Genomic DNA, 22,419 nt, shown 5'->3' with positions numbered 1-22,419 from the left:
GTTTCTTATTGTTTTGTAGAAATAGGGCTGAACTTTGTTAAATTGATTCCTTCTACAGCTACTTTGTATTCTTCTATACTCGGAATACGGCCTAAGATTGCAGAAAGAACAACTACTGGCGTAGAGGCCAATAAGGACTCTCCTTTTTTACCATCTCTATCTTCAACCACACGACCTTGGAACAAGCGTGTAGAAGTAGCCATTACCGTATCACCTTTAGCTGCCTTTTCTTGGTTACCCATGCATAAGTTACAACCTGGGCGCTCCAGATACATGATATTCTCATATTCGGTTCTTGCCGTGCCTTTAGGTAATGCATCGCTGAATTCAAATCCAGAATACTTTTGGAGGTATTCCCAATCGCCTTCTGCTTTTAATTCATCGATGATGTTGTAAGTTGGAGCAGCCACAACCAATGGCGCTTTAAATGACACTGTGCCAGTTTTTTGCTCTACATTTCTCAACATTTGAGAAACGATTTTTAAGTCGTCTTTATGTACCATACAAGAACCTACGAAACCAAGGTCTACTTTTTTATCGCCACGATAGAAAGTTAAATCCCTTATGGTATCGTGGGTATAGCGTTTAGAAACGTCTGCATTATTTACATCCGGATCAGCAATCATTGGTTCTTCAATCAAATCCAAATCAATAATTACTTCCGCATAGTATTTTGCATTATCGTCTGGCATTAGAGCTGGCTTAATACCAGTTTTAATTTCTTCGATACGTTTGTTTGCTTTATTAATCAATCCTTGAAGCACTTGGTTATGGTTGTCCATCCCCTTGTCTATCATGATTTGAATACGGCTTTTAGCAATCTCTAAAGATTGAATTAGGGTATCATCCAGAGAAATACAGATAGAAGCCTTTGCTTTCATTTCTGCTGTCCAATCGGTAAATGTAAAGGCCTGATCTGCTAATAATGTACCTATGTGTACCTCGATGATACGACCCTGGAATACGTTTTCACCATCAAATTGTTGCAACATTTGCAATTGTGTAGCATGAACAACGTCACGGAAATCCATATGTTGTTTCATCTCGCCTTTGAATGTAACTTTTACCGATTCGGGAATTGGCATGGAAGCCTCACCAGTTGCCAATGCTAACGCCACTGTACCAGAATCGGCACCGAAAGCTACGCCTTTAGACATACGAGTGTGTGAGTCGCCACCGATAATGATTGCCCATTCGTCAATTGTGATGTCATTCAATACTTTGTGAATAACGTCTGTCATTGAATGATATTCGCCTTTAGGATCACGAGCAGTAATTACACCAAAGTCATTCATAAATTTCATCAATTTAGGAATGTTTGCCTGTGCTTTTTTATCCCAAACAGACGCAGTGTGGCAACCTGATTGATAAGCCCCATCAACAATTGGAGAAATAACTGTAGCAGCCATCGCCTCTAATTCTTGAGCAGTCATTAAGCCTGTTGTATCTTGAGAGCCAACAATGTTTACTTCTACGCGAACATCAGAACCAGCATGTAAAACTTTACCAGGAGTTAGGCCTACAGCGTTTCTGTTAAATATTTTTTCTGCAGCCGTTAAGCCTTGACCTTCGATAGATACTTCTTTCGCTGGAGCAAATACTGTTGGCGCTTCGATGCCTAAAGTTCTCGCTGCAAAAGTTTGAATTTTTTTACCAAATACGATAGCATAAGAACCGCCAGCTTTGATAAATTCCATTTTTTGAGGAGTCAGTGCTTTTGAAATATTAATCAGCTCTTGATCTCCATTGTATAATTTCTGAGTCTTCGTATTGATCGTAAGAACAGTTCCGGTTTCGATAGAGTAAACTTCCTCTAAAATTGGCTCATCTTTTTCATTACGAACGACATTACCATTCTCGTCTGTTTTCTTTACCCAGTTTTTAAGGTCGATACCGATACCACCAGTTACATCAACAGTTGTTAAGAAAATTGGAGAAATACCATTGGTACCCCCAACAATTGGAGCAATGTTTACAAATGGGATATAAGGGCTAGATTTTTTTCCTGTCCAAAGTGCTACATTGTTCACACCCGACATACGTGAAGAACCCACACCCATGGTGCCTTTTTCAGCCACCAACATCACACTTTTATCTGGGTGTTGTGCTTGCAATGCCTGGATTTCCTCTTGAGCCTCGGGAGTGATCATGCACTTGCCATGCAATTCACGATCTGAACGCGAGTGAGCTTGGTTACCTGGCGACAATAAATCCGTAGAAATATCTCCAATACCAGCGATAAAAGTTACCACTTTGATTTCTTCTGGTACTTCAGGAAGTTTGGTGAAAAATTCAGCATTTGCGTAACTCTCCAATATTTCTTTAGCGATCTCATTGCCATTATTGTAAGCTTCTTTCAATCGATCTGTATCGGCATCGTACAAGTAAACTTGCGTCTTAAGAACATCTGCAGCTTTCTTAGCTTTATCTCCATTGTCAGCCAATGCGATGTCTAATAAAACTTTAATAGATGGTCCACCTTTCATGTGAGACAACAACTCGAACGCAAAATCAGACGTAATTTCTGCAACAACGGCTTCGCCTAAAATAATCTCTTTTAAAAATTGTGCTTTTACAGCGGCCGCTGCGGTAGTGCCAGGTAGGGTGTTGTATATGAAAAAATTAAGAGATTCTTCTCTGCTAAGATTGTTTACACTTTTGATTTGAGTGATGATTTCACTCAATAATTCAGCTCCATCAATAGGTTTAGGGTGAAGACCTTGAGCTTTTCTGTCTTCAATCTCCTGGATATAATCGTTATAAATACTCATCTTGGTTTGTTTATTTTTCTGCGAAAACTTTGCGGATCAAAATATCCACCAGTTCTTCACAAAAAGAATACTATTTTTGGCGTATTAACTCGTGATTTTTGGACAAAAAAACGAATTTTTTGTTTAAAACAAAAATAGCAAAAAACAACCTTTAAGTGCAATTTAGGCAGGCGATTAAGTAATTTGGAATCGTTCTAAATTGTGCTTATTGGATGTGAATCGTTCAGTGCTATAATGTTAAAAAACTGAAACCTTTATCAGTGAAATATTGTAGAAATCGTGGCAGTGCATATTCCAATCTATCGAATGCTTTTAAACTATCGTGAAAAACAACAATTGAGCCGCTGGTAGTGTGTTTAATTGCATTCCGATAACATTCCTCAGGAGAAAGATTGAGGTCGAAATCACCGGTGATGACATCCCACATAACAATTTGTAGTTTAGCGTTAGCAGTTTGAACTGGAAACTGACAATTGGAAATGGCCAACTGAATAAGTTTTATCTGTGATTTTTTTATCCTTCCATAAGGCGGACGGAATAAATTGGTTTGGGTCAATTCCTGACACATTTTAAAATTTTCAAGATAAGTCTTATCCTCAGTCTTCCAGCCTTTAAGGTGATTGAAAGTGTGATTTCCTACTTGGTGTCCTTCCTCTTTTAACTGTTTAAAAATATCAGGATGCTTCCTGATATTGTCGCCAATACAGAAGAATGTAGCCTTTGCATTGAAATCTTTTAAAGTTTTTAAAACAAAAGGTGTAACATCGGGGATGGGTCCATCGTCAAAGGTTAAATAAATAACTTTTTCTTTTCGGGTTTTATTCCATGTTAAAGAAGGGTAATACCATTTTAATAAAAATGGAGATTTGACCAGGTACATGTTCAAATGTAAGTTGTTTATCTTAATATTGTGAAAAAATTCTATGAAGACAGTCATCTCCTATAATACCTTTCCAAAGCTTCTTCTGGCTTTAACATTTGGTTTTGTCACCACTTTTGCACAAGAAACAGTTGCTCAGGAGGTGATTACAGTGCAGAGAGCAATCGAAATTACACTTCAGAATAACCTTCAGGTAACTAAGTCAAAATTGAACGAAGATTTAGCAGAAGAGAATTTAAAACAGGCGAAACTGGCCAGGTATCCGACTTTAAGTGCTGGAATTGATCAGGGGATGAGATGGGGTCGTAATAATATCAGCTCCGGAGTTTATGAAAATACACAGACTTATAGTATGAGCCCTGGAGTAAATTTTGGTGTCGATTTATTTGCTGGTTTTTCTAAACTCAACCAGATCAGGCAAAACAAAATCTTATTGGATGCAGGGAAACTTGGTACAGATAAGGTAAAGAATGATCTGATATTGCAGGTTGTGACGTCTTACATGGATATTTTATATAATAAGGATAGATTAAAAGCTGCAAAAGAACAGTTGGAAGTTGCTCGTAAACAATTAACTCAGCAGCAAGAGCTTTTGGAGGTAGGGAATAAAACACTGGCTGACCTGGCAGAGTCGAAATCGCAGGTAGCAACGGCTGAATTAGATGTTACTACAGCAGATAATGCACTGAATATATCCTTCATTTCTTTAGCCCAATTAATGGATATCCCCTCATCTACAAGGTTTCTTGTTCAGGCGCCTGATGTAGCTAAATACAGTCGTCCAACAAATGTATATGATGCTGAACAGCTTTATAAAGAGGTAATGGCAATTTTTCCTGATATCAAATTAGCAGCCTTACAAACCGAAGCCGCTAAAAAAGGAATTGATGTTGCAAAAGGTAATTTGTATCCTAGATTATCTTTTAGTGGAAGTTATGGTTCTTCTTATATTTATAGCTATAATTTACCGAGTTTTGATCCCAATAGAGCACCAAACATACCTCAGAATTTTCCATTTAAAACCCAGATAGAAAATAATGTTGGTAAAGGATTGGGATTGACTTTGAGCATTCCAATCTTTAATGGTTTGCAAGCCAAATCGAGTGTTAAAAAAGCAAGAATCAATTTATTGCAGACGCAAGCTGATGAGCAGATTACCAAAAATAATTTGAGTAAAATTATTTACCAGTCAGTAGCAGATTTAAAAGCTGCTGAAAGCACTTATGCTTCGGCTACCAAAGCATTTGAAGCGCAAAAGGAAGCTTTTTCAGTAATCGAACAACGTTATAATGTTGGATTGGTTAATTCTCTTGACTACAGCACTTCGCTAACTAAAAAGAATACAGCCGAGATCGATATGATCAGAGCACGTTATGACTTACTTTTCAGAGCTAAAGTGATTGATTATTATTTAGGTAAACCAATTGTTTTTTAACATCCATACAGATTCACATAATATATACAAGAATGAAATTAAAAACCATATTAATCATAGTAGGTGTTGTCATTGCCCTTCTTGGACTGGGAGTTTACACGGGAAAGATTGGAGGAGATAAGAGTGAGAAAGTAAGCACAGAAAAAGTTGCGAACAGAAAGGTTATAGAAACGGTTACCGCTAGTGGAAAAATACAACCTGAAACAGAAGTGAAGCTTAGCTCGGAGGTGTCAGGTGAGGTAACGGAGCTTTTAGTGAAAGAAGGCGATATTGTAAAAAAAGGACAATTGTTAGTTAAAGTCCGCCCAGATGTGCTTAAGTCGGGTTACGACCGTGCAGTTGCTTCTTATAGCTCTCAGAAAGCTAGTGTTGCAGGTGCAGCGCAAATGCTTAAACAAGCTGAAGCTAATTTTATAAATGGAGAAGTTACTTACAAGCGTAATGTTGAGTTGTTTAATAAAAAGGTAATTTCGGCTTCGGAATTTGATGCTGCCAAAGCAGCTTTTTTAACAGCAAAAACAAATTTGGGTAGAGCAAAAGAAGAGCTAAGTGCAGCTAAGTTTAACCTGGAGCAATCTGGTGCAAATGTACAGGAGGCAAGTGCAAATCTTGCTAAGGCTACAATATTTGCACCTGTTGATGGTGTGATTTCAAAGCTTTCTGTAGAATTGGGAGATCGTATTTTAGGTACAGTTCAAAATGCTGGAACGGAGATTATGCGTATCTCGAACCTTTCGTCCATGGAAGTAAATGTAGATGTGAACGAGAATGACATCAATAGGGTTAAGGTAGGCGATAATGCAACTATTGAAGTTGATGCATTTGCTGATAAAAAATTTAAAGGTACAGTTACTGAAATTGCGAGTTCTTCTAAAGATGTTGGTACTGCAACAAGTTCGGTAGATCAGGTGACTAACTTTGTTGTGAAGGTTCGTATTCTTGCCGAGTCTTATGATAAAATTACCAGTGGAGCTAAGGATCTTCCTTCTCCATTCAGACCAGGCTTATCGGCTACTGTTGATATCGAAAGTGATATGGTTGATGGTTTATCCATTCCTATCCAGTCTGTCTTTACAATTGACAAAAAGAAAGATGATAAGAAACCTGAAAATGATGATAGCCAGGATAAACAAAAAAGCAAGCTGACAGATAAAAAAATCAAGCAATATGTTTATCTGTACAATAAGGATGAAACTGTTAAACAAGTTGAGGTAACTACAGGCATTCAGAATGATCAGTTTATCATCATTAAAACAGGACTTAAATCTGGACAGGAAGTCGTGACAGGTCCATATTCTGCTATTCAGAACAAGTTAAAGGATGGTATGAAGGTAAAGAAAGTCTCTAAGGATCAGTTGTTTGCTGAGCCTGGTAAGAAGTAGGCTTTATCAATACTTTTTAAATGAGTAAATTAGTCCCGGTTTAAAACATTAAGCCGGGATTTTTTATTTATAATGTATGATACCTAAAGTCGCAATGATTGGTGGGGGTAGTTGGGCTACTGCTATTATAAAAATGCTCACGGATAACTTTTCTGCAAAAGAGATCTACTGGTGGATGAGGAATCCTGAAGCCATTTCACATCTTCAGAAATATAAGCATAATCCAAACTATTTAAGCTCAGTTGAAATCCGTGTCCCTGAAGACAATATCTCTAATGATATTGCTTTTGTTATTAAAGAGGCGGATTATATTATTCTGAATGTGCCGGCTGCTTTTTTAAAGGAAACGTTAGAGCATGTCACACCTGATCAGCTTCAAGGTAAAAAGATTATATCGGCAATCAAAGGTATTGTGCCGGAAGAAAATCAGATCATTGGTGAATTCCTTCATCAAAAGTATGCGGTGCCCTTAGCGGATATTGTAGTGATTAGTGGCCCTTGTCATGCTGAAGAAGTAGCTTTAGAGAAATTATCTTATCTAACAATTGCTTCGATAGATGTTGGCTTAGCTGGTTTTTTTGCCAATCTCTTAAATACAAGATATATCAAAACGAATGTTTCTGATGATATTTTTGGGACGGAATATGCTGCTGTGCTGAAGAATATTTATGCTGTGGCCAGTGGTATTTGTCATGGTGTTGGTTATGGTGATAACTTTCAGGCGGTATTAATTTCCAATGCTATTCGTGAGATTAAACGGTTTGTAGATGCAGTTCATCCTATTTCCAGAGATATCATGGAATCAGCTTATCTTGGCGACTTGTTGGTAACAGCATACTCGCAATTTAGTCGTAATCGAAATTTCGGGAAAATGATTGGTAAAGGTTATACAGTGAAGTCGGCCCAGTTGGAGATGAATATGGTTGCTGAAGGTTATTATGCTGTAAGCTGTATGCATTTCATTAATAAGAAGTATAAAGTTGATATGCCGATCAGTCGTGCAGTGTACGCTATCCTATATGAAAAGCATTCGCCTCAGATTGAAATGCGTCTACTTACCGAGCAATTGAATTAAACGCAAACAATATCTTGTCTTCTATTGTTATCTGGTTGATATTAAAATCATTTGACTATGAAAACAAAGTATTTTTTAGGGTTATTGGTCTTGGCTATTTGTGCTTCACTAAGCTTTAATGTAAGTGCACAGGAGAAGAAAAAAGAGACTGAAGTAGGTAAGGCATTAGATCATACCGGAAAAGCAATTAGTAAAACAGCCACAAAAGTTGGGAATAAGACTGCAGAAGTAGCTGTAAAAGGTACAGCAAAAGTTGCAGATCAGACTTTTAAAGGTAAAATGGCTCCTGATGGTTCCGATGTATATATTGATGGTAAAAACAAAAAGTATTACATCAATAAAAAAGGTGCAAAAGTTTATTTAGAGGCATCTCAGATTAAAACAAGACCTATAACAAAAAACTAAATAGGGGTAAAAAAGAAAAGCCTCCGGAATTTCCGGAGGCTTTTTAGTATGTATTGATTGCGATTAAGATCTACGTCTTCTGTCTCCGCCGCCATATCCGCCTTCGCGTCTGCCAGCACCAGCACCAGATCTTTCTTCACGGCTTCTTCCAGAGAAATCTCTGAAACCACCACGATCTCCGCCTTCACGTCTGTTTCCGCCACCATAGCTTTTGCGTTCACCGCCTTCGCGTCTTCCGCCGTATCCGCCTTCACGACGACCACCGCCAGATCCACCACGACTACGACCACCGCCGCCACCATCGCTATCAGATGTTTTTTCGATTCTTACACCGCGGTTGTTAAATTCAACACCTTTAAAGTTGTTGAATAAAGATTCCACAGATGCATTTTCAACTTCGAAGAATGAGTAAACACCTTTAAGGTCAATTTTACCAATTCCTTTTCCGCTGATTTTACCGTTGTTGCATACAAATGATAATAAATCACCTCTTGTGAAATCATCAACAGAACCAAGGTTTATGAACAGACGAGTATAACCTTCGCTAGTTCTTGGGCCTCTTTCTCCGCGCTCACCACGTTCTCCACGCTCACCTCTATCGTCAACATTGTTCAGATCCGGTGCATTTTTGTAATACTCTAAAAAGCGGTTAAACTCTAAAGAAGCAAAACGTTTGATCACTTCATCTTTGCTTAGTTCAGCAAACTCATCCATAATGCGCGGCATGTACTGCTCAATCTGGCTTTCGTTAACTTCTACATTGTGAACTTTGTGTACCAAAGCAAACAATTGTTTTTCACAAACATCAAAACCAGTAGGAAGAGTAGCTTTAGTAAACTGTTTTCCAATGATTCTTTCAATCTGACGGATTTTACCTAACTCTTTTGAGTTTACGATACAGATAGAGATACCAGTTTTTCCGGCACGACCAGTACGGCCACTACGGTGGGTATAACTTTCAATTTCATCAGGTAAAGAATAGTTGATTACGTGAGTAACGTTGTTTACGTCGATACCACGAGCTGCAACATCAGTAGCAATTAATAATTGCATGTTACGTTCGCGGAAACGTTGCATTACTTTATCACGTTGTTGTTGAGATAAATCTCCGTGTAAAGCATCAGCATTGTAACCATCTTTAATCAAGTGTTCAGCAACATCTTGTGTATCCAATTTAGTCTTACAGAAAACTACTGCAAAAATTTCCGGATTGAAATCCACGATGCGCTTTAAAGCAGCGTATTTATCTCTTGCGCGTACTGTATAGTACTCGTGTTCGATATTTACGTTACCAGTGTTTTTGGTACCCATGGTTAACTCAACTGGTGAGTCCATGTAGTTTTTAGCTATTCTTCTTACCTCAGGAGGCATTGTAGCGGAGAATAACCATGTTTTTTTATCGTCAGGTGTAGTAGACAAAATATCATTAATGTCTTCCTGGAAACCCATGTTCAACATTTCGTCAGCTTCATCAAGAACTACAAACTTCACGTTACTGAAGTCTATAGCCTTACGGCCAATAATGTCTAACATGCGGCCCGGTGTAGCCACTACGATTTGTACACCGTTTCTAATTTCACGCAGCTGCTGCATAATGTTTGCGCCACCGTAAACGGCAACGACATTTGCACCACTGATGTTTTTTGAGAAATTCTTGATGTCGCTAGTAATCTGCAAGCAGAGCTCTCTGGTTGGGCATAAAATTAATGCCTGAGGCTTATTGCTCTTGAAGTCTATCAATTCTAACAGCGGCAAACCAAATGCGGCTGTTTTTCCTGTTCCTGTTTGGGCCAAACCAACAAAATCGTTATTGCCCTCTAACAGCACAGGAATACTTTGTTCCTGAATAGGTGTTGGATTTTCGAAACCTAAATCCTTTACAGCATTAACAACGTCATCACTTATCCCCAATTTACTAAATGGGTTTATCATGTATTATAATTTATTAAGCCGCAAAGGTAAGTTTAATTTTTGGTATTTTATTTATATGTAACTAAATAAAAATCAATCAATTAATTATCTGAGCCTGTCAGCCGACTTCAATAATTGCTCATCTTTCTTAATTCCGCTTATTGCAAGCATTGAAAAAATGATAGCAATTAAAGGCAAAAATGTCCCGGGTTCAGGAGATATTCCTGCCATCCCACCAGGTAATTGCTGCGTATTGATGCCACAAAGTACACTTAATGCAATAATTATTAAAATAGCTACCAGGATTACCTTTTTTTGCATACTCCTGTTTCTGAATAGGAATATACTGGCAAAACAAAATAATGCAGCTGCAATATTTAGCGCCATTGGAACAATAGATATTTCTGTTTTTATACCTTCAGCAGTTCCTACTTTTACATGTTGATGCAGACTAGTAGTATAAATGCGGTACTCTATATTGTCAACAGTTTTTGTTAACAGAGGTAAAAATAATAAACAAATCAACGTCAAAGTCGCCAATAAAAGCCATATAGATTGTACTCTTTGTATCATATCAGTTCAATAATTTCAACAAATATATCAAAACAGAGATACTTACCAATCCGATATCCGATTAAAAAGATAATTTTGTAAGATTGAACATGCAACGGTATTTTATCGAATTGTCGTACGACGGCACCACTTATCATGGTTGGCAAATACAGCCCAATGCATTTACTGTACAGGAATGCCTTGACAAAGCTTTATCAGTTTATTTCAGGCAGCCCATTGTTACGATGGGCTGCGGACGAACAGATAGCGGGGTGCATGCAACGCAGTTTTATGCACATTTTGATTTAAATATTGAAGTTCCCGCAGTAGAAGGAAAGCCTGTTGCTAAAGTGCCGGATCCTCTAAATGCTGTTACAGGGATCAATTCATTGCTACCTTACCAAATATCGGTAAAACGGGTATTTGAAGTAGAGAATGAAGCTCATGCGCGATTTGCTGCTACACAAAGGGCTTATCATTATCATCTCCATTTTCATAAAGATCCTTTTAAATTAAATCGTTCTTGGTTGTATAAAGGGAAACTAGATATGGAAGCAATGAATGAAGCTGCAAAGCTTTTATTGGTACATACGGATTTCTCCTGTTTCAGTAAATCTCATACGCAGACTTTTACGAATAACTGTAAAGTAGTTGAAGCTTACTTTCAGGAAAAAGATGAAGGTTTGTTATTTACCATCAGGGCAGATCGTTTCTTGAGAAATATGGTTCGGGCCATTGTTGGTACTTTGGTGCTGGTCGGTAAAAAAGAATTGAACCTGCAGCAATTTCAAGAGATTTTAGAGAGTAAAAACCGAAGTAGTGCCGGACAATCTGTACCTGCTTGTGGTTTGTATTTAGTAAGTGTTGTTTATCCTTTTGTGAAATAAAAATGTCTAAAATAACTGGTGATGCATTTAATGTTAGCTTATTGAAAAGAGTTTTTCAATATGTAAAGCCTTATCGCAGAATCTTTATTTTATCTATAATCTTAACCATATTACTGGCACTGATTGCCCCCGCAAGACCTTTTCTTATTCAGCATACTTTGGATAATTACATTATGAAGGGGCATTATAATGGTTTGCTAACGATGACCATTCTGATGCTTGTTTTGTTAGTGCTACAGGCTGGAATACAATTTAGTCACACACTACTCACTAATACTCTTGGGCAGTCTGCCATTCGTGATTTGCGGATTAATGTATTTAATCATATTTCTAAATTGCGTTTAAAGTACTTCGATAATACCCCGATCGGACAGTTGATTACGCGTACTGTTTCTGATCTTGAAACCATTGCCGAGATTTTCTCCGAAGGTTTAATTGTCATTATTGGTGATATTTTGATGGTAATTGTGATTATTGGGGTGATGGTTTATAAAGACTGGGCGCTAACCCTGGTTGTTTTATTGCCAATGCCTTTATTGATTGTAGCTACCTCCATTTTTCAAAAAGCTATCAAATCTGCTTTTCAGCAAATCCGTACTGAGGTATCTAACCTCAATACTTATTTACAGGAACATATCTCTGGGGTATCAATCATCCAGTATTTTGCGAGAGAAGAGCAGGAGTATAAGAAGTTTGTAAAGATTAATGCCCGTTATCGCGATGCAAATATTCGTTCTAACTGGTACTATTCTATATTCTTCCCGGTTGTAGAGATCATCTCGGCCATGTCATTAGGCCTGTTAGTTTGGTACGGCTCAAGAAGTATATTAGCTAAACCTTTGGATGTGACTCCTGGAATTATCGCTGAGTTTATTCTATATATCAATATGCTGTTCCGTCCAATTCGTGAACTCGCAGATAAATTCAATACCCTACAAATGGGGATGGTAGGGGCTGAGCGTGTTTTTAAAGTTTTGGATACAGATGAGTTAACGGAAAATAAGGGTTCTTTTGTTCCTGAAAAAATGAAAGGGGCAATTTCCTTTGACCAGGTATGGTTTGCCTATATTGATGAGAACTATGTGTTAAAGAATATTTCCTTTACTGTACCGGCAGGAAAAACGATTGCATTGGTCGGTGCTACCGGGGCAGGTAAGTCATCCACTATTAACATCTTAAATCGTTTTTACGAAATCCAAAAAGGAGAGATCAAGATAGATGGAGTTAAAATTCAGGATTATGAGCTAAATTATCTGCGTAGGAATATCGCCACTGTTTTGCAGGATGTATTCCTGTTCTCTGATACCATTTTTAATAACATTACACTTAATAACCCTGACATAACAATGGAAGAGGTAGTTGATGCCGCTAAGAAAGTAGGTGCTCACGATTTCATTGAACGTTTACCTGGAGGTTATCATTATAATGTGATGGAAAGAGGAGCTACGCTTTCTGCTGGACAGGCTCAATTGATTTCTTTTATCCGAGCATTGGTTTATAACCCATCTATTTTGGTATTGGATGAGGCTACGTCTTCAGTTGATACTGAAACTGAAATGCTCATTCAAAGGGCGATTGAAAACTTGATGCAAGGTAGAACCTCTATTGTAATTGCCCATAGGTTGTCGACTATTCAGAAAGCAGATCAGATTTTGGTACTGGATAAAGGCGAAATCAAGGAAATGGGAACCCATCAGCAATTGCTTAAATTGGATGGTTATTATAAAAAGCTGTATGATTTGCAATTCAACTCTACCGGAGTAGAAAAATAAACAAAAGGGGTTCGTAATAGAACCCCTTTATATTAATTCATGCGTGCTGCAGGAATTGATTTTTTACTCAGATTTTCAAGTCCGATAGCATAGCTGTCGAATTCTGCATTTAATTGCGCAGTTAAAGCTTTTTTAGCCTCCTCATTACCTTGTACCTTTGCTCTCCACATTACACTTGTTTTGCTGTCCTTAGCTTTAATGAATATGGCATATTCAGCTGATTTAATTCCTTTAGGCAGATGCGTATCAGAAAGACTTATTGCAATTAGCTTATTGTGTGCTTCACTTTGTGTAATGTTTTCAAAACGATTTCCTCCGTTTGAAAAGGTTATTTTCCTAGACATGGGGAATTTCGGATCTACAACCTCTATGGCACTTACATAACCATTTGAGGCTTTTTGCAATTGTTCATTGCTAGTGAAAATGTCCCATACCATATCCATTTCCATATTGATTTCAACATTTTTTTCTACATCCCATTTTACTTTTTGAGCGGCAGCCATTTGGGCATAGCTTCTAGTTGCAGATAAACTGGTCAGGATTAATAATGATAATAATATCTTTTTCATTTTGATAAGGTACTTAATTGTTACTTGCCAAATATTTTTTCAAGGGCTTTATCTAATGATTCGCCACGAACGTTTTTCTCAATGATGTTTCCTTCTTTATCAACAACTACCAAGTAAGGGATGCCGCTGAATAGATAAGATGCCATTACAGGTTTAGATTCTTTAGCATTGATTTGTGGCCATGTCATTCTCTCTTCACTCATTGCCTTTTTCCATGCATCTTCTTTAGCATCTACTGATACAGCTAAGATTTCCAATCCTTTATCTTTATATTTTTTGTATACTTCTTTTAAGTGAGGGATTTCCTGACGACAAGGACCACACCATGAAGCCCAGAAATCAATAATAAGGTATTTACCTTTGAAGTCCTTTGGACCCCATTTTTTACCGTTAACATCTGGGAAAGAAAAATCAGGTGCTTTTTGACCATTAGCAATTTTAGCTGTTTGGGCCATGTTATCCAATATTTCTTTTTTCTTTGCTTTAGCCTGAGTTAACCAAGGGTATTTTTTAATCAGGTTATCAAGAGTTGACATCAGCAATTCACCATCTCTTTTCCAGCTTAAGCCATTCAATGCATAAAGTACAGATGGTTGGTCTTTGTACTTATTGATTAGATATTTGGTTCTGATGTCTCTATCTACATTGATTCTGTCAAATCCTCCTTTGGCGTGATTGATCCATAATGTATCCTTAGAAAGACCAGCTTTGTATTGTTCTTGACCAACCGCAATCATGCTTTGGTAGTTCAGATAGCTTACCAGGTTTACATCATTAATCACATCATTCTCTGCTGATGTATTTTCCATATAAATGTATGGTGGGTTTTTGATTTTCATCTTAGCCGTGTCAATACCTCTTACATTTACGTGAATGTTGTCTTTATTAGCCCAGAAATCAATGCGGTCAAAATAATATACACGTACCTGGTAAAAATCTGGTTTGTCTGCAGGAACCTTAAATGAAAAGCTATTTTTAGCATCTAAGGTAGTACTGTCAATTGCCACGAAAGCCCTTTTGAACCCTTCACCTACGTATTTGCCAAGGTAAATTGGATATTTTTTTTCTGTATCTGGAAACTTAACTGTTCCGGTGAAAGTTACGGTTTTTCCTTTTTGGGCAAAGCTGCTGCTTACCATTAATAAGACGGCAACTGCCAGTGTTAAACCTTTTTTAATCATGGTGTTTTGTTTATTTATTTAAGTTAATTTTTAGTCTTTTTATTATTTAGTCTTTCATCATTGGAGGAGTCATCTGCTTTTTTTGCATAGCCTCTTTCCTTAAGTCCTTTGCCTTGTTGGCCATTGCTTCTGCCTCTGTAGTTTTACCCTGTTTTTTAAATATTCTTTTTCTTAGGTCGGCCAGTTGGATACTTGTGAAAAGGTCAGTATTATTTTTCTCTAATTGATTAGCCCATTTAGCAGCTGTATGGCTATATTTTAATGGCGCTGCGGTAACCACATCATTTGCTGCCGTTACTACAAAACCAGGTTTACGAGGGAAACTGTTATCGGCGAGTATTGACTCCACTTTTGCTGTGAACCTATCCCATTGCTTTGCAGCAGCAAATTCAATCAGGTCTAATTGTGCAAGCATGGTCGCAGCGTTAGGTGTAGGTTTAGCTTGTATTCTTCTGATGGCAGTAGCAATTTCTTTAGCTTCTTTCAGATTTGTGTTTTTCTCATAAGCACTTTTCACTCCATAAACTGACATATTTAAGCTGCGTTCGAAATACATGTTTACTTTAGCTACATCATATTTCTTTTCCAAATCGGTTTTGTGTGTATATAGATAGGCAAAAGCTTTTGAGGATGGGTTGCTCAGATATTTTAATGCTAATTCCCAGTTCTTTTTATCTAGTAAAGAAGATTCTGGTAAACCATCAAAATATGTTTTGGCAACAGTACCCATTTTGCCAGCTTCATAAGCCTTTTCCAATGCTTCCATATATGCAATGGCAGTTGTTTCGGAATGATCCCCAGCGTTAAATTTCTTAGCAAGGCCAAAAGCAGTGCTTTCAGGGTTCAAGGCTTTAGCAGCTTCTGTCATGAATTCATTGGCGGGCATGCTACCTACAATTTTGTGAACCACTTCTCCATCAGCATTGATAAATAAGTAAGTAGGGTAGGCACTAACCCCATACTGATCTTTTAAAGCAGGTCCTTCACCTTTTTCCATGTCGTATTTAACATTTAAAAAGGTTTGGTTGAATAGATTTGCTACGCTGTCGCGGGTAAAGACATCCTTTGCCATCATTTTACATGGGCCACACCAGCTGGTATAAGCATCAAAGAAAATGATCTTATTATCTTTTTTAGCGGTAGCCAATTGGGTTTTCCAGTCAGCTTCTTTAAATGAGATTTCCCGGTTTTGAGCTATGGCTTGTAAGCTGGTTAAGCAAGCAATTCCAATAAGTAGTTTTTTCATATTGATGGGTTTTGTGAGTTGGAACTGAATTTATTATCCCGGACCTAAGAGCAGTCCGGGATAATATTTTTACTATGGATTTGGTACCAGATTTGGGTTCTTCTCAATTTCTCCTGGGGGCAGAGGGTAAACCACACGTTTATCATCGGCTTTAATAGTTATTGGAGCGTTATTGAAATAGTCCGTATAATTTCTAGTCATGTCCATCCCATTTCTGAAGTAATCATAAGACGAATGTCCTTCCCATGCTAATTCCAGTCTACGTTCATTTAAGGCAGCTTCAAAAATGCTCATGTTTGCAGTAGCAAGTGTTGTGGTTGTCCACTCTGGTGCTGTAGCTCTGGTTCTAACGGCATTAAGAGCGATTAAAGCATCATTGTCATGTCCTAGTTTAGCAGATGCTTCAGCTTTGTTTAAATACATTTCGGCAATGCGAATGTATGGTGTTCCACTTCTGCTCTCTGGGCTATACACGAAACCACCTGGAGGATTAATTTGCTCAAAATTGAATTTTTTGATTGTATTCCTGCTTTTATCTGTAGTAGTTACCCTTTTGTCGTTCTCTATTGTAATGAAGTTTTGCCTTAAATCAGTAGGGTTCTGTTTTAAAATAGCCATGTAATCAGATGAAGCTCCATATTCACCGAAATTTAAGTTTCCAAATACGTCTCTTGGTGTCAGGAATTCATTAATTTGGTTACCATTGGAATTATCATGTCTGAAACTGAAAATAGCTTCCTTATTGGTTTTACTGTCTACGGCAAAAGAATTGCTATAAGCTGATCCTTGTAAAAGAGTATATTTATTGGAAGCAATAACTTTATCTGCGAATTCAATAGCTTTGGTGTTATAATCTATCTGTGGGTTAACAGGTGTGCCGCCCATATAAAGGTATACGCGTGATAATAATGCCCATGCTGTTTCTTTACTGGCATAGTTGTTTGGTTTGACTTGAGTCATTAAAGCAGCTGCTTTCTCCAGATCAGAAATGATCTGCTCATAAACTTCCTTAACTGTATTGCGAGCCGGTGCATAGTCATTAGGGATTATAGAATTTAAAGAAAGCGGTACAGCAAGTGATGTTTCGCTGTTCTGATAATATGGACGACCATATACCCTTACCATGTTAAAATACGCCATTGCACGAAGGAAATAGTTTTCTCCTTTAATCTGATCGTAGGCTGCTCCCTGTCCTTCTGGAATGGCATCAATAACTTTGTTTGTGCCAAATACAATACGGTAAGACATCCTCCAAAATGCAGTAGTTGGGCCCTGACTAGGTGAATTTGTAAAAGTATAAGCATCATCTCTGGTTTGTGGATAAGCCCGTACAACAGCATAAAGATTGTTCCCTTTTAGTTCACTTAAATTGTACCAACTCAATGCATATTGTGCATCTCCGGCTGACTTAGTTACCATAAGGGCATAATTGCCATTGGTAGCCATGGCTAATCCATCAAGTGTACTTAAAAGTTCAGTGTCGGCTTTATCATTAAATGGTCTGATGTTTTCATTGATTGCTTTCTTGCAGCTAAACAAAACCATTGCTGCAAAGCCTATATATATGGATAGTATGAATTTTCTTTTCATTGTCTGCTTCATTAAAATGTTAACTGTACGCCCAATAAGTATTTACGGCTGGCACCATATCCCGCACTGATTCCATAGCTGTTGGTGTCTCCAGCCAAACCACCCTCAGGATCAACCCCAGTGAATGATTTTTTGGTAAAAATGTACAGGTTGTCTCCACTCAGGTAAACACTTGCTCTGTTTAATTTGGCTTTGTTGATCAACTTATCAGGAAGCGAATAGCTTAATCTTACATTACGTACTCTGATATGACTGGCATCTTCCCAGTACCTGGAAATATATTGTGTCCCAGCTCCATCAGTACGGCCACGATAAATCATGGGTTCGGTAGCTTTATCTCCTGGTTTTTCCCAGATTACCTTTCCGTGTAAAGGCTTGATTTGATTGTATCTTAAGACATTATTGCCCTCTGAAGAGAAATAGGTATTTGCGGAGTTGTTATATACCAGATAATCAGCTGCAAAGTTTAGTAATACAGATAGTTCAAACCCACGGTAACCAAAGCTGTTGAGCATGCCACCATAATATTTAGGGGTGGTAGTACCTATGTTCTGACGTTGAGCATTATTAGCTTCTCCACTTAGTCCAGCTGTTATAGCATCAACTGTGTTAACGATTGTGCTTTTATATTTGTTTGTGGCGGGATCAAATTCTAAACGTTCAAACTGAGGTGCACCTGTTTGCTCATCTACTCCTAACCATTTATAAGCAGCAACATCTGCTATATCAGCCCCTTCTTTTAGTATACCTGCATATCCGTAAGAGATGTTGCCTCCATATAGTTTGGTTAATTTGTTCTTGTTAAAGGTAAGGTTCATGCTTGTTTCCCAAGTAAATTCGCCGGTAAGGTTTTTGCTGGAAAGTACCAGTTCCATACCTTTGTTTAACATAGCTCCAAAGTTTTGATATTGACTTGGTACACCAAATAATGATGATACTGCAACTCTTTGAAGTAAGTCTTGATTGTTTTTTCTGTAGAAATCAGCAGAAAAGGTTATCCTATTGAATAAACCCAAATCAATTCCCAGGTTGGTTACATATGCACGTTCCCATGTGATCTGTCTGTTTCCGAGCTGATTGATAACAGCAGCAGGATCACCTCCATACTGGTAATTGAAATTATAAAAGCTTTCTGTTAAAAAGTCTTCACCGGCAACTTTACCACTGGTACCGTAACTACCTCTTAGTTTTAAATTGGTCAGGTACTTGTTGCCACGTAAAAATTTCTCATTTGAGGCGAGCCAGGCGCCACTTAGTGAATAGAAATGTCCAGCTCTATTGTCTATCCCGAAATTGGTAGAATAGTCCATACGGTATGATGCATTTGCAAAATAGCGGTCGTCATAACTGTAGTTACCTTCGGAGAAAAGTGAATAAGATGCCCTTGAAAAACGTTCTCCACTGAATGATTTGCCACTATAGGTATTCCATACTTCTGATGCTGCAGAAGGAACTTTTACACCTGTCGGCATGTTTTTTACAGCTAATGCATTATATTCAGAGTTGTTTTCGTTGTATTCAAAACCAGCTAAACCACCTACGGTATGTAAGTTAAATTGCTTGCGTGCTGTAATGAGGTTGGAAGTCATGAAAGAATTTGAACTGTTTTTCCTTTGCGCAAGTCTTCCTTTGTCAGCTGTCCCTGTTAGGGATAAGCGGTCTTCGTAATTGTCGTTATTCGTAAACGAAGTGTTGTAGGAGTTGTTAGATGATAAAGTTAACCAGTCGAACACTTTGTATTTAGCAGAGAATACACCAACTAGCTGTTGAGATTTTGTGATGTTACTATTAAATGGTAAATCATAAACAGGGTTCTGGTAAGTGTTTGATAATACGTCTGCTCCTAATATTTTTTTAGGTGTGCCATCTTCATTGTACATGGTAAACCATGGCAATAGATAAAGTGGTGTAATTCCACTGATTGGACTTTTATTACCTTCATCAAAAATGGCGTTAACATTAGCAGTAATGCTAAGTTTTTTTGTTATATTATGATCAAGGTTCAGCTTGAAACTGTTTCTTAAAAGATCATTGCCTTTTAAAGGGCCTTGCTCGTCAAAGCGGCTTGCTCCAAAATAATAGCGTGTTTTATCTGTTCCACCAGATAAACTTACATTTACTGCTTTGTTTGTGGCATCACGGTAAAGTTCGTTATTCCAGTTTGTATAGGTGTCTAATAAAGAAGCTGCAGGTAAATATTTTGCTAAGTAGTCGTTTTCTGTTAAACCTTCATTTTTAATCTTAAAAGAGTTTATTAACATTTTACGCTGATAATCGTACAGCTCATGACTGTTCATGAATTCAAGATTGCCCTTGTATCGCTGACTGATACCAATTGTGCTGTTAACATCAAGTCTAGTTACACCTGCAACCCCCTTTTTGCTGGTAATTACCAATACACCCTGACTTGCGCGCGAGCCATATATAGCTGTCGAAGCAGCATCTTTTAATAAAGTAATACTTTCAATATCTGTTGTTGAAATGATGTCAGTAGGGTTTGCTACGTCAGCATAAATAATTCCATCAACTACAACTAAAGGGTTAAGGTTATTGGTTACACGACCAGTTGTACTACCTTGAATGGGAAGAGTCCCTTGTCCACGTACTACCAAAGAAGGCTTGCTGTTTGGGTCGCCTGAAGGTTCTGTAATATACATGCCAGCAACTTTCCCCTTTAATAGAGCGATTACGCTATTACTCGTCACACCTTCCAGTTGTTTAGCACTGAAAGTCTGTAAGGCCCCTGTAACTTCGCTTGCTTTTTTAGTGCTGTAGCCAACTACAACAGCTTCCTGCAGTTGCGCGATGGCAGGATTTAATACAATATTGATGTCTGAATCATTGCCAGCTGTAACCACCTTTTCTATACGCTTGCTTTCATAGCCTACATAAGTAAACAGGATACGGTAAGTGCCTGGAGTAAGATTTAAACTGAAGTTTCCGTTTTCGTCTGTAGTGGTAACATTATTTGTTCCATCAATTTTAACGGATACTCCTGGAAGCGGGCTTTTACCATCTGTAACTTTTCCACGAATCGGTTTTCTGGCTTCAGAAGAACTTGTCTCTGTTTTAGACTTTATAATAACCGTTTTGTTTACAATTACAAAAGTTAGCGGTTGATTACTTAATGTTTGCTGCAAGGCTTGGTCAACACTTGCATTTTTTAGTGAAATGTTAATTTTTGAAGCATTGTTCCTTAGTAAGTCTATTTTGTAAAAAAAAGAGTAGCCACTCTGTTTTTCGATTTTTTTAATAACACTTTCTATGCTTGCATCTTTTTCGATCAAGCTAATACTTTGGCTAAATGCAATTGCATTCGCCTGAAAACTTATGATTAGTAAGCATATAATTAATTTCATGACCCTTAATGCGTCTAAAATTTTATTCATATTTTTGTTAGGTTTCGTCGTAGCTATTCCGGTTCTCTTTTTTAAGAGATTCAGTATTGGTTGTACGATCTGGTTGATAATTTAATGTGGTCTATCAGGATTCATTTTTTATTTACCTGGAACATTTATCCGGGAGTGGTCGAAACACTTCCGGTTTTTTTATACAGGTAAAATCTTTTTAGTTACGATTTTACAATAAGCGTTCTCCCTTCTATTTTTAAGTTAATACCATTGAGTTCAAATATTTTTAATAATTCAGTGAGGTTTTGATCTTTAGGAGCTTTAAAGTGGAAAAGATCGTTAGGAGAGCGTCCCTCAAAAACAACATCGATGTTATACCAGCGAGATATTTGTCTCATGATGCTGCCAAGATCAGACTCGTTGAATTGAAAGTAGCCATTTTTCCAGGCTACAGCCTCCTCGGTGTCTACCGTTTGTACTTTCAAAGTGTTGTTGTTTAAAATAGATTGTTGACCCGGTTTTAATATGGATGATGTATGATCTGTTAATAAGCTTGTTACTCTTACGGCTCCCTCTAATAAGGTGCTTCTGGTCAGGTTTTCATCCGTATAACTATTGATGTTGAAGTGTGTGCCCAATACTTCAACTTCTTGTTTATCCGTTTTTACGATAAAAGGCATTTTTATATGCCGTTCATCTTTTATTATTGATGTAACTTCAAAATATGCCTCGCCTGTTAATTCAACCTTGCGTTGATCTTTGCCAAATAGTATTGGATATTTTAAAGACGATGCTGAGTTAAGCCAGATTTTACTTCCATCAGGTAGATTTACCTGATATTGCCCTCCACGAGGTGTTGTAATCGTATTGTAAGTCAGTTCAGTTGGGACTGCGTTTTTTGTGTTATGGTCAGTAATGTTGTAAATAAGTTGACCATCAGCTGTCTTGGTGATTTTTATACCTGTTTGTTCTGCCAATTCTCCATTTGTAGCACTGTCAAGGTTAATTATTGTACCATCGGCAAGTGTTAATGTTGCTTTGTTTGTCCCTGCTTGAATGTTTGCTGTGTCAGCCTGGGAGATATGATTATTCTTTTCTTTTTGATAGAAATACACACCTGTTGTAATTATCGCAACCATTGCTGCGATTGCAGTAATGTAATGATAGATAGAGATCTTTTTTGTAGTAGCTTTTGGATGTTGAGATAAGATGTTCTCCAGTATATGATCTGCCTGAGGAAAGTTAAGCTCTTTTGTACTCAGATTATCCCAGGTGCTATCTAATAAGCTTCCCATGCTATGACTATCCGGATTTTCCGCTATCATTGATAGAAATTCTTCCCGTTCCTCTTTAGTGCAGGTGTCATCAACGTATTGTTTGTACAAATGTTCAAATCTGGTATTCATGGGTTAT

16 protein-coding genes are annotated in these 22,419 nt (G+C 37.7%); 6 read left to right on the top strand and 10 right to left on the bottom strand.

Going from position 1 to position 22,419, the window contains the following annotated elements; translation table 11 throughout:
- Nucleotides 1-5: 5 nt before the first annotated feature.
- Nucleotides 6-2,771, bottom strand: coding sequence for a bifunctional aconitate hydratase 2/2-methylisocitrate dehydratase (locus WC623_RS01525; protein ID WP_372847765.1), 2,766 nt, complete (start codon nt 2,769-2,771; stop codon nt 6-8).
- Nucleotides 2,772-3,000: 229 nt separating this feature from the next.
- Nucleotides 3,001-3,651, bottom strand: a complete 651-nt coding sequence (locus tag WC623_RS01520; protein WP_372847764.1) for a polysaccharide deacetylase family protein — start codon at nt 3,649-3,651, stop codon at nt 3,001-3,003.
- Nucleotides 3,652-3,694: 43 nt separating this feature from the next.
- Between WC623_RS01520 and WC623_RS01515 the strand changes: the two genes are divergently transcribed.
- The 4 genes from WC623_RS01515 (at nt 3,695) to WC623_RS01500 (ending at nt 7,948) form a co-directional block, all read left to right on the top strand.
- Nucleotides 3,695-5,086: a TolC family protein gene (locus tag WC623_RS01515; protein WP_372847763.1), complete on the top strand. Its 1,392-nt coding sequence runs from the start codon at nt 3,695-3,697 to the stop codon at nt 5,084-5,086.
- A gap of 32 nt (nt 5,087-5,118) precedes the next feature.
- Nucleotides 5,119-6,468, top strand: a complete 1,350-nt coding sequence (locus tag WC623_RS01510) for an efflux RND transporter periplasmic adaptor subunit (RefSeq protein ID WP_372847762.1) — start codon at nt 5,119-5,121, stop codon at nt 6,466-6,468.
- 76 nt (nt 6,469-6,544) lie between these two features.
- Entirely contained in the window at nt 6,545-7,543 is a 999-nt protein-coding gene (locus tag WC623_RS01505) for an NAD(P)H-dependent glycerol-3-phosphate dehydrogenase (RefSeq protein ID WP_372847761.1), read from the top strand.
- Nucleotides 7,544-7,600: 57 nt separating this feature from the next.
- Complete coding sequence (locus WC623_RS01500; protein ID WP_372847760.1) at nt 7,601-7,948, top strand: hypothetical protein; 348 nt, start codon at nt 7,601-7,603, stop codon at nt 7,946-7,948.
- 63 nt (nt 7,949-8,011) lie between these two features.
- On the opposite strand, the gene WC623_RS01495 is transcribed toward WC623_RS01500, so the two are convergent.
- Both WC623_RS01495 and WC623_RS01490 read right to left on the bottom strand, forming a co-directional pair.
- Nucleotides 8,012-9,880 (bottom strand): DEAD/DEAH box helicase, encoded by a 1,869-nt coding sequence (locus WC623_RS01495; RefSeq protein ID WP_372847759.1) that lies wholly within the window; start codon nt 9,878-9,880, stop codon nt 8,012-8,014.
- A gap of 84 nt (nt 9,881-9,964) precedes the next feature.
- Nucleotides 9,965-10,432, bottom strand: coding sequence for a DUF4293 domain-containing protein (locus tag WC623_RS01490; protein ID WP_372847758.1), 468 nt, complete (start codon nt 10,430-10,432; stop codon nt 9,965-9,967).
- 89 nt (nt 10,433-10,521) lie between these two features.
- On the opposite strand from WC623_RS01490, the gene truA reads away from it, so the two are divergent.
- A complete protein-coding gene (truA, locus tag WC623_RS01485; RefSeq protein WP_372847757.1) occupies nt 10,522-11,298 on the top strand; it encodes a tRNA pseudouridine(38-40) synthase TruA in 777 nt (258 codons plus the stop codon).
- 2 nt (nt 11,299-11,300) lie between these two features.
- Nucleotides 11,301-13,070 carry an ABC transporter ATP-binding protein gene (locus WC623_RS01480; RefSeq protein WP_372847756.1) on the top strand — a complete coding sequence of 590 codons (1,770 nt, stop codon included), beginning with the start codon at nt 11,301-11,303 and terminating at the stop codon, nt 13,068-13,070.
- A gap of 32 nt (nt 13,071-13,102) precedes the next feature.
- On the opposite strand, the gene WC623_RS01475 is transcribed toward WC623_RS01480, so the two are convergent.
- The 6 genes from WC623_RS01475 to WC623_RS01450 all read right to left on the bottom strand — a co-directional run bounded on the left by WC623_RS01475 (nt 13,103) and on the right by WC623_RS01450 (nt 22,412).
- Nucleotides 13,103-13,639, bottom strand: coding sequence for a hypothetical protein (locus tag WC623_RS01475; RefSeq protein ID WP_372847755.1), 537 nt, complete (start codon nt 13,637-13,639; stop codon nt 13,103-13,105).
- 20 nt (nt 13,640-13,659) lie between these two features.
- Entirely contained in the window at nt 13,660-14,820 is a 1,161-nt protein-coding gene (locus WC623_RS01470) for a TlpA family protein disulfide reductase (protein ID WP_372847754.1), read from the bottom strand.
- Between the two features lie 46 nt (nt 14,821-14,866).
- Nucleotides 14,867-16,066: a thioredoxin family protein gene (locus WC623_RS01465; RefSeq protein ID WP_372847753.1), complete on the bottom strand. Its 1,200-nt coding sequence runs from the start codon at nt 16,064-16,066 to the stop codon at nt 14,867-14,869.
- A 72-nt stretch (nt 16,067-16,138) separates the two neighbouring features.
- Nucleotides 16,139-17,656, bottom strand: a complete 1,518-nt coding sequence (locus tag WC623_RS01460) for a RagB/SusD family nutrient uptake outer membrane protein (protein ID WP_372847752.1) — start codon at nt 17,654-17,656, stop codon at nt 16,139-16,141.
- Nucleotides 17,657-17,667: 11 nt separating this feature from the next.
- Complete coding sequence (locus WC623_RS01455) at nt 17,668-21,045, bottom strand: SusC/RagA family TonB-linked outer membrane protein (protein WP_372847751.1); 3,378 nt, start codon at nt 21,043-21,045, stop codon at nt 17,668-17,670.
- A gap of 182 nt (nt 21,046-21,227) precedes the next feature.
- Nucleotides 21,228-22,412: a FecR family protein gene (locus WC623_RS01450; protein ID WP_372847750.1), complete on the bottom strand. Its 1,185-nt coding sequence runs from the start codon at nt 22,410-22,412 to the stop codon at nt 21,228-21,230.
- Between the last annotated feature and the right edge of the window lie 7 nt (nt 22,413-22,419).

It is taken from the genome of Pedobacter sp. (assembly GCF_041645105.1).
In the GTDB taxonomy this organism is placed as follows: Bacteria; Bacteroidota; Bacteroidia; order Sphingobacteriales; family Sphingobacteriaceae; genus Pedobacter.
This window is presented reverse-complemented; position numbering and strand designations above follow the sequence as displayed.